General features: G+C 69.0%; 7 protein-coding genes. 2 read left to right on the top strand and 5 right to left on the bottom strand.

The window, feature by feature from the left end:
- Nucleotides 1-7 precede the first annotated feature (7 nt).
- The gene (locus O9280_RS08045) at nt 8-733 is read right to left on the bottom strand and encodes a DUF6445 family protein (RefSeq protein ID WP_298340983.1); all 726 of its coding nucleotides are present in this window, start codon (nt 731-733) and stop codon (nt 8-10) included.
- Nucleotides 733-2247: a tryptophan halogenase family protein gene (locus tag O9280_RS08050; RefSeq protein ID WP_298340985.1), complete on the bottom strand. Its 1515-nt coding sequence runs from the start codon at nt 2245-2247 to the stop codon at nt 733-735. Before O9280_RS08050 ends, O9280_RS08045 begins: the two co-directional genes overlap by 1 nt.
- Before the next feature lie 139 nt (nt 2248-2386).
- On the opposite strand from O9280_RS08050, the gene O9280_RS08055 reads away from it, so the two are divergent.
- Nucleotides 2387-3343, top strand: a complete 957-nt coding sequence (locus O9280_RS08055) for an alpha/beta hydrolase-fold protein (protein ID WP_298340987.1) — start codon at nt 2387-2389, stop codon at nt 3341-3343.
- 2 nt (nt 3344-3345) lie between these two features.
- Here O9280_RS08055 and O9280_RS08060 read toward each other — a convergent pair whose 3' ends face one another.
- The 3 genes from O9280_RS08060 to O9280_RS08070 form a co-directional block, all read right to left on the bottom strand.
- Nucleotides 3346-4512, bottom strand: a complete 1167-nt coding sequence (locus O9280_RS08060; protein WP_298340989.1) for an HD domain-containing phosphohydrolase — start codon at nt 4510-4512, stop codon at nt 3346-3348.
- A 120-nt stretch (nt 4513-4632) separates the two neighbouring features.
- Entirely contained in the window at nt 4633-6996 is a 2364-nt protein-coding gene (locus tag O9280_RS08065; protein WP_298340991.1) for a TIM-barrel domain-containing protein, read from the bottom strand.
- Entirely contained in the window at nt 6993-9347 is a 2355-nt protein-coding gene (locus tag O9280_RS08070; RefSeq protein ID WP_298340993.1) for an amylo-alpha-1,6-glucosidase, read from the bottom strand. The genes O9280_RS08065 and O9280_RS08070 overlap by 4 nt, the downstream gene beginning before the upstream one ends.
- A gap of 144 nt (nt 9348-9491) precedes the next feature.
- Here O9280_RS08070 and O9280_RS08075 point away from each other — a divergent pair, with 144 nt between their 5' ends.
- Nucleotides 9492-12221 carry an alpha-1,6-glucosidase domain-containing protein gene (locus O9280_RS08075; RefSeq protein WP_298340995.1) on the top strand — a complete coding sequence of 910 codons (2730 nt, stop codon included), beginning with the start codon at nt 9492-9494 and terminating at the stop codon, nt 12219-12221.
- Nucleotides 12222-12257 lie beyond the last annotated feature (36 nt).

Genomic DNA, 12257 nt, shown 5'->3' on the forward strand with positions numbered 1-12257 from the left:
GGCCCGCTCAGCGCGCGTTGCGTCGGCAGGTGAAGAAGCCGTTGATCGTGAGGCGGCCGGTCAACGGGTTGTCGCTCAGCTTTTCCGGGTGAGCGATCTCGCCGCTATGGAACACCGTGCCCGAGTAGACGATCAGACGGTTGAAGACGGCCGGCACGGTGCCAACCTTTTCGTACCAGTGGTTCGATTCGGTCATGTAGCCCGGCGCGACGCCGTGCTTGCTACTGAAGTCTTCGGCGGCCAGCTTCGACGAGTCTTCAATCATGGCCATCGTGGCCTCGATGTCGCGGCGCGGCCGATAAAAACTCGTGCCGCCCAAAGACTCATCTTCAAACAGATACAGCACCGACGCGGCGACGCACTGACCGGGCGCGGTTTGCAGCTGGTCCACATGCGGCTGCCACTGCCAAGGCTGCAAGGCTTCGGGCTTGCGGTTCACCATCGACAAGCGCGCGTACATGCGCTCGGTGCGACGCGCGTCGAAAGAGCGCCGCAAATGCTCATCGAAGAACTGCCCCAAACCTGCAGACACGGCGTCCGGCAAACGCAACTCCGGGCCGGGAAATGCGTTGAAAGGCGCATCCACAAAAGCGTGCCGCGAGGCCGCCGCAAAGGCCCGCCATGCTTCGGGATTATCCAAAGCCCCGTCCACCACGTGGCAGACGGGCTGTCCATCGACCGCCAGCGTTTCGATACGAGGGCGCGCTGCCAGCTGGAGCTTCGGCCACTCCATCAGGCCGCAATCGGCGCCGCACAGTGACGCGCAATGAATTCCTCATGCGTCGGCATGGCGCGAACGCAGTTGGCCACCACGCCGCGTACGGTATCGACGTGGCGGAGCAAGGCCGCCTCATCGATGGCATCGACCATCGCGTTGTAGCCCTTCGGCATCATGCGCTGGCCGATCATGACCTGAATCCATGAGGGCTCTGCAAACAGCTCTTCCGCCTGACGGAACACGCGGCCATTGCTTTGGAACAAGGCCATCTTCCGCTTCAAAGATTCCGGAAGATCCATCGTGCGCACGTAGTTCCAGAACGGCGTGTCGGTGCGCTCGGTGACGCAGTAATGCAGGATCAGGAAGTCGCGGATCTTCTCGAATTCGAAATCCGAGTGCGCATTGAATTCCTCGATGTCCTTCGCATCGAAGCCTTGGTGCGGCCAGAACGCGGTGAGCCGCGCAATCGCCGACTGGATAAGGTGGATCGACGTCGATTCCAGCGGCTCCATGAAGCCACTGGCCAGGCCGATGGCGACCACGTTCTTGTTCCAGAACTTTCGACGCTTGCCGGTGACGAACTTGAGGATCTTCGGCGTCATCGTCGGTTCGCCCTCGAGGCGGCCGAGCAGCTTCGAGACAGCCTCGTCCTCGCTGATGAACTTGCTGGAGAACACGTAGCCATTGCCGACGCGGTGCTGCAACGGGATGCGCCACTGCCAACCCGCCTCGTAGGCGGTGGAGCGGGTGTAGGGCGTGATCGCCTGGGTGGTCGTGCACTGCACGGCCGCAGCGCGGTCACAGGGCAACCAATGCGTCCAATCTTCGTAGCCCGTATTCAGTGTCTGCTCGATGAGCAAGCCACGGAAGCCCGAGCAATCCACGAACAGCTGGCCAGCGATGCGCTCGCCGCTCTCGAGGACGACCGCGCTGACGAAGCCGTCGTCAGGGCGCTGCTGGACCTCCTTGACCTTGCCCTCGATGCGCTTGACACCGCGCTTCTCGGCGTAGTCGCGTAGGAAACGCGCGTAGAGCCCGGCATCGAAGTGGTAGGCGTAGCCGATGTCGGCCAACGGCGAGTTCGGCCGATCCGTGACCGCCGGCATGAACTTGTTGGCGCGCGAGGCCGCGGTGTTGATGGAGTAATCATCCATCGGGCCGGCCTTGCCCAACTGATGCGCTTTCAACCAGTAGTGGTGAAACGCCACGGTGCCGAGGTCTTGGCCAATCTTTCCGAATCCATGGATGTAGCTATCGCCTACCTGGCCCCAGTTCACGAACTCGATGCCGAGCTTGAACGAGCCCTTGGTGCGCCGGATGAAGTCGGCCTCATCGAGCTCAAGGGCCTGATTGAACAGCTTGATCATCGGGATCGTGGCTTCGCCGACGCCGACGGTACCGATCTCCTCGGACTCGACGAGGGTGATCGAATAGTCGGGGCCCAGCACCTTTGCCATGGCCGCCGCCGTCATCCAGCCCGAAGTGCCGCCGCCCACGATCACCAGTTCCCGCACGCGATTGTCGCTCATCGTCCTGCCTGTCCAGCCTGTTGCACTGCAGCGCCCGGCGGGCGCTTCGCGAGCCTAAGCTTTACCCGAGCGCGCCCCGGCCTGTCCACGTGAATACGGTTCCAGCGCGTGAACATGTCATCACCGGACGGAGACCCCGATGCCCCGCGCCCTGCCCGCCCTGGCCCTGCTGCTCGGACTGGCCCTGCCAGTCGGTGCCGCGGAGGTACCCGCCGCCGCCCCACCGCTGCCCTCGGTGGCCGCGGGCCGGATCGACCGTCTCGCCCTTCCTGCCGAGGGCCCGGTGGCCGCCCGGCCGATCGACGTCTGGCTCCCGCCGGGTTACCCCGACGCGGCGCCCTATGCGGTGGCGGTGATGTTCGATGGGCAGATGCTGTTCGACGCCGGCACCACTTGGAACCGGCAGGAATGGCGCGTCGACGAAGCCGCCAGCGCGCTGCAGGCGGCCGGACGCACGCGCCCCTTCATCGTCGTCGGCGTCTGGAATCCCGGCGCGGCGCGCCACGCGGAGTACTTTCCGCAGCGGCCGTTCGAGGCCCTGCCCGCCCCGGTGCGCGAGGCGCTGCGACATGGCGCGAAGCGCGGCGAGGCCCCGCTGTTCAGCACGGACGTCTACAGCGACGCCTTCGTCGCTTGGCTGACGGATCGCGTGCTGTCCGAGGTGGCATCGCGCTACGCCGTTTCGACCGCGGCCGAGGACCGCGTGCTGATCGGCGCCAGCATGGGCGGGCTGATCTCGACCTACGCCCTGTCCGAGCGACCCGAAGTCTTCGGGGGCTTCGGGGCGATGTCGACGCACTGGCCCGGCATCTTCCCGGGCGCCGACAACCCCGTGCCGCCGGCCTTTTTCGATTACCTGCGCGAGCGCCTGCCCGCCCCGGGCCGGCATCGCCTGTACTTCGACCACGGCGACGCGACGCTGGACGCGTTCTACCCGCCCCTGCAGGCCGAAGTGGATCGCATCGCGGTGGCGAAAGGCTGGGCCTTCCCGGCGTATCGCAGCCTCGCGTTCCCCGGTGCCGATCACTCGGAGAACGCCTGGGCGGCGCGCATGGACGGCGTGTTCACCTTCCTGCTGCCACCGCGCGCGGACTGAACTCAGCCGCCGCTCTCGGTGAGCTCGAGGTCTTTCTTCCACAGCTGCACGATCAGGCTGCGGATGTTTCGGTGACGGTCCGAGGGCAGCACCTCGACGATCTTCGAGGCTGTCTCGTCGACGTCGCGCCGTTTCGGCGTGGCGTAAAGCTGGCCGCTGGGATCGATGACGGCGCGAAGCACGGGTTTGCGGGCGTCGTTGGTGCGTCGCACGCAGACACCGATCTCGCCGTTCGCCAGTTTCACCACCGTGCCCGGTGGGTAGACGCCGAGCTGCTTCACCAGCACCTGCACCAGCCGCGCATCGAACTTCGCCGCGCCACCGACGAACAGCTCGCGCAGGGCGTCCTTCGCGAGGTAGGCCGGGCGATCGGCGCGGGGACGCATCATCGCGGTGAAGGCATCCGCAAGCGCGACGATGCGGGCCCCGATGGGAATCTGCGCGCCCGCCAGGCCTTTCGGGTAGCCCGAGCCGTCCAGGCGCTCGTGGTGCATCTCCACCGCTTGCATCCACAGCGGATCGTGGACACCGATGTGTTCGAGCAGCTCGACCGCGCGCAGGGGATGTTCGGCCACCATCTGCTTGTGGTGGTCGAGAAGGTCGCCCGGATGCAGGGCGAGTCCGTCGTGGTCCTCGACCACCGCGACGTCGACCGTCAGTGCGGCCGCCACGAGGCTCGTCTGGGCTTCCCGGGGCAATCCTTCGGCGACGGCAAGGAGCTTGGCCACCGCCGCTGCATGGAGGGCGCGCTCCGACAGCGTGTGGCTGTGGGCCAGCAGCTGCTGCACGCCGATGAACTGGTCCTGGTCACGCACGAACAGGTCGTCGAGCCAACGTACCACCGACTCGAGGTCGGCCCAGGTGGTGCCCGACGGCGGCCGAACGAGACAGCGCAGCAGCTTCTCGATCTGCTCGACGAGCAGGGCGAGGCGACCTTCGGTCGAGGATTCCCGGTGCAGTTGCTCCTCGAGCCGGTCGAGGTCGGAGAGTTCCTCTTCCTCGATGGTCTGCCGCTGGAAGAAGCCGCGCTCGTTCAAACGCTCGAGCACGGCCTCGGAGCCGACGACCTTGCCTTTCTGCAGCAGGACCTGGCCGCTGCGATCGACGATGGCCACCTCGAGGCGGTCACCGATCTTGAGCCCCAGTCCGGAGGCAGCCACGAGCTCCATGCACGTCCCTCCCCGGGGCCACGCACATGCGTAGCCCCGAGATACGCCTCGAGCACGCGACGGTCAAGCGGCCGGCGGGCCTCGAAACGTCATGCCCGGTGATTCCGTGACATCGGCCACTCAACAGGCCGGCAACGGCGTCCCTTCCGGGCCCTCGAAGCGGCGCGGGCGCGGGGAGGCTTCGACCCGACCCTGGACCGTTTCCAGCGCGACGCAGGCCTTGCCGCGGACGGTGCGCAGCGTGGCCTGCTGGCGCAGGAACGCGCCGTCCCGGTAGGCCATCGATGCGCCGTCGTCGTCATAGAGCATGCCGGTGGCGTGGCCTTGCGAATCGGGGAAGGCGCGGAACACGATCGGCTGCGCGGCCATTTCGCCGGTGTGCTGCACGACCGGCTGCATCGCGATGATCGAGCCGGCGCGCACGAAGATCGGCACGCGGTCGACCGGGGCCGGGACCTTGTGCGTCTTGCCGCCTTCGAGGCGCGCACCGGTGTGGAAATCGATCCACTCGCCCTTCGGGAAGTACACGTCGCGCGAGGTCGCGGCCTCGACGAGTACCGGTGCCACCAGCAAGTCGGTACCGACGAGGAACTGGTCGCCGTGGCCGTGGGTTTGCGGGTCCTCGGGGTACTCGAGCATCAGCGGCCGCATCACCGGCAGGCCGGTGCGGCTCGATTCCTCGACCACGGTGTAGAGCTGGGGCAGGAACCGGTAGCGAAGCTCCAGCGTGCCCTTGTTGATCCGTGTCCAGGGCTGGCCGAAGGACCACGGCTCCTGGTCGGGCGTGGCCTGTTCCGTGTGGCCGCGGAAGAAGGGCGAGAACATCGCGGCCTGCAGCCAGCGGGTGAACAACTCACCGGACGGGTAGCCGGAGAAGCCACCGACGTCGGCGCCGATGAAAGGAAAGCCCGAGAGCCCGAAATTCAGCAGCATCGGGATCGACTGCTGCAACGACGCCCACTCGGCGCGGTTGTCGCCCGTCCACACCCAGGCGTAGCGCTGGCCACCGGCGAAGGTGGCGCGGGTCAGCACGAAGGGGCGCTCGTCGGGCTTGAGAGCGGTGAGGCCCTCGAAGGTCGAGCGCGTCATCTGCATGCCGTAGAGATTGTGCACTTCGGCATGGTTCGTCGGCTGGCCTTCGTGGTCGAAGCGCACGTCGTCGGGCATGGTGTTGGCCGGCGGCACCCACACGGCCGGTTCGTTCATGTCGTTCCAGATGCCGGCGATGCCGACGTCGGTGAAGACCCGATGCTGGCGGCCCCACCACTCGCGCGTGGCCGGCCGGGTGAAATCGGGGAACACACTGTTGCCCGGCTTGTTCGGCGCATTGACTGGCCAGACCGGGCCTTCGAACAGCGTGCCGTCCGGGTTCTTGACGAAATGCTCGCCGGCCACGCCCTCGTCGAAGATGCGATAGCCCGGCTCCTTGGTCGGGTGCGGATCGAGGATCACGACCGTGCGGAAGCCCTGCTCGCGCAGGTCGGCGACGAGCTTGGCCGGGTCGGGGAAGCGCTCGGCGCTCCAGGTGAAGGGCTTGAACTCGTCCTGGTAGTCGATGTCCAGCCACAGCGTGTCGGCCGGCACCTGTTCTTGCCGGAAGGTGTCGGCGAGGCGGCGCACGCGCGCCTCGGGGTAGTAGCTCCAGCGGCTCTGGTGGTAGCCCAGCGCCCAGCGCGGGGGCAACGGCGCGCGACCGGTGAGTTGCGCGTAGCGGCGCACGACATCGCGCGGGTGCGGCCCGGCGATCACCGTGTAGTCGAGCTCGCCGCCGTCGGCACCAAAGCTGAGCAAGCCGCGGCGCTCGCGACCGACGTCGAAGCTGCTGCGGTGGGTGTTGTCGAGGAAGACGCCATGCGCGCGGCCCTCGCGCAGCACGAGGTAGAACGGCACGGAGACATAGATCGGGTCGGTGGAGTTGTCGTAGCCATAGGTGTCGCTGTTCCACATCACGTAGTGGTAGCCGCCCAGCGCCCAGCCGCGCTTGTTGAACGCGCCGTTCTTCTCGCCGAAGCCGTAGACGTTGTCGGTGTCCTCGAGGCGGGTCCACACCCGCACCGCCGAGCCGTCGTGCGCCATGCCGCGGCCCGGATCGTCGGCGTGGATCACGCGGCCCTCAGCGTCCTTGATGACAAGGCGGAACGGCGCGGCCTGCACTTCGACGCGCAGGGAGGCGGTGGCGATCACGCTGCCAGCGGCGCTCGTTTCGAAGCGGAAGTCCTGCGCGCCGAGTTGGCGGTCCACGACGGCATCGCTGTGGTCCCTACCGAAGGCCACGGGAGAAAACCGCACGCGCACGACCTCGGGCGCCAGCACGCTGATGGCCACGTGCTCGGTGCGCCCACTGTCCGCCGCGGGCGTGAAGGTCACCGTGTTGCCCTCGCGCTGCACCTGCGGCAGCGAATCCAAGTGCTGCCACTGGGCGGCAGCCAGCGCCGGCAGCAGGGCAACGCACGCGACGGCGATGGAACGGAGACTGGGAGTCATGGCATGTCCTTCCCGGCGCTGGAAGGCGCCAGCAGTTGGGCCGCAGTCGGCTGCGGATGGCGGTCGAGGCCGCCGGATTCGATGAAGCGTTCGAGCACGTCGCGGCCCTGCCGCACCGGCCAGCCGCCCGGCGGCGGCGCGGGCTCGGCGGCAAGGGTCCACGGGGCTGGGGATGCGGGGATGGCGACATCGACGACGACGGGACGTTGGCCCAGCGTCAGCGCGCCGTCGCCGTGCGCCCGCAGCGAGCCGCCCAGCGCGAGTCGCAAGGGGTTGGCGCGCGCAGCGAAGGTCCAGCGTTGCCGGCCCTCGCGCTGGGTCACGGAGAAGCGCAGCGGCTCGCCATCGCCCAGCGGCAGCAAGGCGTCGATGTCGGTCCACGCGGCCGGCAGTGCCGGGTGCAGTTCCACCACGCCATCGAGCAGCCGCGGGCGCACGCCGAGGTAATCCTGCACGGCATTACGCACGAACTCGGCGGTGCTCCAACTCTGGGCATAGGTGCCGGACGGGCGCACGCGCCCCGCAGCGTCGAGGGTGGCGTCGGCGAGTTCCGCGAGATGCCCGGGCGCGTCGTCCTCGAGGATCTGCCGGGCCAGCTCGCGGGTGACGCGATAGGCCGTGTCCTGCTGCTGGAATCGCGCCAGGGCGGTGATCGCCGGGCCCGCCGTCCACTGCCAAACCGTGCCGTTGTGGTACGCGGCGTCCTTGTGGTGGTGGGCGTCGGCGACGTGCGTCGGATGGAAGCGCGCGTCGTCGGGAGCGAGCGACAGCGGCCCGCGTGGCAGTAGCAGCACGGCGGCGGTGTCGCGCGTCACCGACGCTTCGATCTCCCGTGGCAGGAAGGGGTCGCGCTCAACCAACGGTGGCACCGACACCGCCATCCACGCATTGGCGCGAAGGCTGGTATCGACGCGCCCATCGGCGAGCAGACGGTCGGCCAAGCGGCCGTCGTTCCAGAAGCGGGACAGCACGGCGGTGCGCGTGCGCTCGGCCATGGCGCGGTAGCGGGAGACCTCGGCGTCGTCGCCCTCGCGCGCGGCGAGGTCGGCCCCGATCACCAGCACCGCATGCCAAAGCGCTTGGATCTCGATGGCGCGGTCGCCGCGGGGCGACCAGCCGCGACCGCCGCGGATGCGCGCATCCATCCAGGTGTCGGCTTCGGCGTGGCGCAGCAGGCCCTCGTCGTCGAGGTGCGGTTCGGCACCGTCCACGTAGTCGCGGAGGAGGCGTCGCAGCTGCGGCAGCCCGCTGACATCGCCGCTGGCCTGCGCCGTTTCCCATGCGGCGCGGATCAACCACGGCGTGCCATCGACGGTGTTGTAGAGCGTGTCGGTGGCGGCGGCCACGCGGTTCGGCACCCGCCCCTTTTCGGGGCCGTCGGCGCGGTTCTGCCAGCGCGTGAAGTTCTCGATGACGGCCTGCGCACGTTCGAACTCGCCGGTGACCAGATGGGTGCCCGGCAGGGCGATGAAGGTGTCGCGGCCCCAGTTGTCGCGGAACCAGGGCAGGCCGGCCCAGAGCCCGGGCCCGAACTCGTCAGTGCGGAAGGTGGCATTGCTGGCCACCGCCCAAGGGAAGGCCGCGTCGAAGACCGCGTCGCCGGTGCGCAAGCGCAGCGATGCCAGAGCCGACCGACGGCGCTCGATGCCCGCCGCCCAAAGATCGCCATCGAAACCGTGGTTCGCCTCCCGCTGCAGCGCGTCCAAGGTCGCATTCGCCTCGTCCTGCGTTCGACCGAAGGCCAGATGCACCGCGAGCGTCGAGGTCGGCACCTCGGGTTCGATCCACACCAGTTCGACTTCGGCGGGCGCGCCCACGGACCGCCTCAGCGCGGCGTCCGCCTCGGCACGCCGCACCGGCACGCTGGCGGAAAACGCGTGCCCTTGGGCATCGGGGCCCAGCATCAGCACCACCGCCACGCGGCGGCCCACACCAGCTTCCGCGCAGACGGACACCGCGGGATGCCCGGCCTGCAGCTGCAGGGCTTCGATGCTGCCGTCCGCATGCCGCACCTCGTGGCCCCAGGGGCGCAGCGTGTCGCTCTCCGCCTCGCGTCGTGGCCGCAGCGCGCCGTCAACGACGATCGCAAAGCCGCGCAGCAACGAGCGATCGCCCGGCCCCGACCACGCATGCATCCGATAGCCCGTGCCGCCCAGCCATTCGTAGGCCCGGGCATCGAGGTCGCCGCGATGCTGGTCGCTGGCGACGATGCGCTGGCCGCGGCCTTCCGGCCCACCGTCGGGGCGCAAGCGAAGTGACGGCGCGTCGCCCTGCGGCGCGCAATGCGATGCCGTCGCATGGGCGAGCCCCGCGAGTCCCAATACCGCCAACAGCGTGATGCATCGCAACATGCGCAGACCGTTTGGTCCAACCGGCTGTGAGCGTAACGGCTGTCCCGAACCCTGGCGGCGCACGCATACGTATGCATCGAGATCGATCCGCCCTTCGAGCGCGCACGGCCTAGGATGCGAAGCCGCACGCCCGACGGACTTCCCATGCTGCTTCGCAACACCGCCTTCGTCGCCCTTGTCCTCGCCGCGAGCCCGGCCCACGCGATGCCGCCGCCCGACACGCGCCCCGCGGAATGCGGTGTGCATGCGGGCGCGACGGTGATCCATCCGTGGTCCGACGCCCTGCCCGCGCACCAACGCGCGGCGTGGCTCAATGCCACGACACTGCGCTGGGCCGCGCCGGCGGAGGCCGCATCGGTGGTGCTGCTGCGCGCACCGAGCCCGCAGCTGCGGCTGGTTCCGGGCGAAGCGCCGGAGGGCCACGCGATCCGGCATGCACTGGCGCCGATCCGCCTTCGCACTACAGAAGCCCGTTTCAGCCACGTGGGCGGCGGCACCTTTGAACTGGACACCGCGCTGCCGCCGGAGGCTTGGCGCGAAACCCTCGTGGTCGTCGCCCTCGACGCCGAAGGTCGCGTGCTCGACGCCACCGGCCTGCAAAACGCGGGCGCGCTGGATGCCGTGTTCGCGCCCCATGCCAAGGACGTAACGCTGGGCGCGACGATCGACGCCGGCGCGACGCGCTTCGCGCTGTGGGCGCCGACGGCCACGAACGTGTCGCTCTGCCTGTTCGGCGCCACCGAGACGTCGACCGCCGATGCCACGCCCGCCATTGATGCGCCGCTGATGCGTGCCGAACCCGCCAGCGGCGTGTGGACGCACACCGTCCCCGCCGACCTCCGCGGGCGTCGCTACGCCTTCCTCGTCGATGTGCTGGTACCGGGCGTTGGCTTCGTGCGCAACCGCGTCACCGACCCGTATGCGCTCGGACTGAACGCGGATTCGCAAGCGTCAGTCGTACTCGATCTCGACGACCCGGCGACGAAACCCGACGGCTGGGCCGACGACCGCCGCCCGGACACCGTGCAGGGGAACACCGACCTCGTGGTCTACGAGCTGCACGTGCGCGACTTCTCGCGCGACGACGCCACGGTGCCCGAGGCGCACCGTGGCACCTACCTCGCCTTCACCCACGACGACACGGCGGGCATGACGCATCTGCGCGCGCTGGCCGGCGCCGGTCTCACCGATGTTCACCTGCTGCCCACCTACGATCTCGCCACCGTGCCGGAGCGCGATTGCGCTCGGCCCGAGCTTCCGGCCGGTGAAGGCCCGGCGGGCGAAGGCGTGCAGGCGGCGATCGGCGCCGTGCGCGAGCGCGACTGCTACAACTGGGGCTACGACCCGTGGCACTTCAACGCGCCGGAAGGCAGCTACAGCACGGCGCCCGACGATGCGGCCGCCCGTGTCCGCGAGTTCCGCGCGATGGTTCAAGCGCTGCACCAGACCGGCCTGCGCGTCGGCCTCGATGTCGTCTACAACCACACGATGGCCAGCGGGCAGGACCGGCAGTCGGTGCTCGACCGCGTCGTGCCCGGCTACTACCACCGGCTGAACGCGCAAGGCGGGGTCGAAACCTCGACCTGCTGCCCGAACACCGCCACCGAGGCCACGATGATGGCCAAGCTGATGATCGAGTCGGCGGTGATCTGGGCGCGCGACTACCGCATCGATTCCTTCCGCTTCGACCTGATGGGCCACCAGCCCAAGGCGGCGATGCTCGACCTGCAGCGCGCCGTCGATGCCGCGACGGGGCGCCGCATCCACCTCTTGGGCGAAGGCTGGAACTTCGGCGAAGTGGCGAACGGCGCGCGCTTCCCGCAGGCCGCGCAGGGCGTCCTGAACGGCACGGGCATCGCCACCTTCAGCGACCGCATGCGCGATGCCGCGCGCGGCGGCCGTGCCGGCGACCGCGGCGAGGCACTGAACGCGCAGGGCTGGCTCTCCGGCCTGCACCACGCGCCGAACGCGGCGAACGCCGCGCGTTCGAAAGCCGAGACCGAAGCGGAACTGCGCCGCGCCGAAGCGCTGGTGCGCGTGGGCCTTGCCGGCACGCTGATGGACTACGCCACGTTCGACGCCGATGGCGCGGTGAAGCCGCTGCGCGAGTTCCGATACGGCAGCGGCCCGGCCGGCTACGTCAGTCAGCCCGGCGAGGTCGTCAACTACACCGAGAACCACGACAACCTCACCCTGTTCGATTCCAACGCGCTGCGCCTGCCGCTCGGCACATCGCGTCATGACCGGGCGCGCGTGCAGGTGCTCGGCAACGCACTCGTGCTGTTGGCGCAGGGCGTGGCCTACCTGCACGCCGGGCAGGAGCTGATGCGTAGCAAATCGCTCGACCGCAACAGCTACAACTCGGGCGATGCCTTCAACGTCGTCGATTGGACCGGTGAACGAAGCACCTTCGGCATCGGCCTGCCACCGGCCTGGGACAACGAGGACAGCTGGCCGCAGATGCGCGCGGTCCTCGAGCGCGCACCGGACATCGCCCCGCGCGCCGAGGACGCCGCATTCGTCAACACGTGGACGCAAGCCCTGCTCCGCCTGCGCCGCGATGAGCCCCTGCTGCGCCTGGCAACGACCGACGCGGTGCAGGCCGCGCTCCGTTTCCTTCCGGTGGACGGCGAACCCGGCCTCGTCGTCGCGCATCTCGACGGCCGCAGGCTCCCGGCCACGCATCCCTCGCACGGGCGGCAGCTCGCCTACGTGCTCAACACCGACCCGCGCGCCCGCACGGCGACGTTGGCGGAGACCGGCGGCGGCATCTGGGCGTTGCATCCCGCCCTCGAGGGCCTGACCGAGGGCACGTTCGACGCCGACGGACGGGTTTCGGTGCCCGGCCGCAGCGTCGCCGTTTTCGTGCGTTGATCGACACGCCGTCGTGCCCATGGCCATGAATACGTT

This window comes from Silanimonas sp. (assembly GCF_027531545.1).
Taxonomy (GTDB): Bacteria; Pseudomonadota; Gammaproteobacteria; order Xanthomonadales; family Xanthomonadaceae; genus Silanimonas.

Excerpts from the sequence above, each read along its gene's own strand:
- O9280_RS08045 (WP_298340983.1), bottom strand. The coding sequence starts at position 733 with ATGGAGTGGCCGAAGCTCCAGCTGGCAGCGCGCCCTCGTATCGAAACG.
- O9280_RS08050 (WP_298340985.1), bottom strand. The coding sequence starts at position 2,247 with ATGAGCGACAATCGCGTGCGGGAACTGGTGATCGTGGGCGGCGGCACT.
- O9280_RS08055 (WP_298340987.1), top strand. The coding sequence starts at position 2,387 with ATGCCCCGCGCCCTGCCCGCCCTGGCCCTGCTGCTCGGACTGGCCCTG.
- O9280_RS08060 (WP_298340989.1), bottom strand. The coding sequence starts at position 4,512 with ATGGAGCTCGTGGCTGCCTCCGGACTGGGGCTCAAGATCGGTGACCGC.
- O9280_RS08065 (WP_298340991.1), bottom strand. The coding sequence starts at position 6,996 with ATGACTCCCAGTCTCCGTTCCATCGCCGTCGCGTGCGTTGCCCTGCTG.
- O9280_RS08070 (WP_298340993.1), bottom strand. The coding sequence starts at position 9,347 with ATGTTGCGATGCATCACGCTGTTGGCGGTATTGGGACTCGCGGGGCTC.
- O9280_RS08075 (WP_298340995.1), top strand. The coding sequence starts at position 9,492 with ATGCTGCTTCGCAACACCGCCTTCGTCGCCCTTGTCCTCGCCGCGAGC.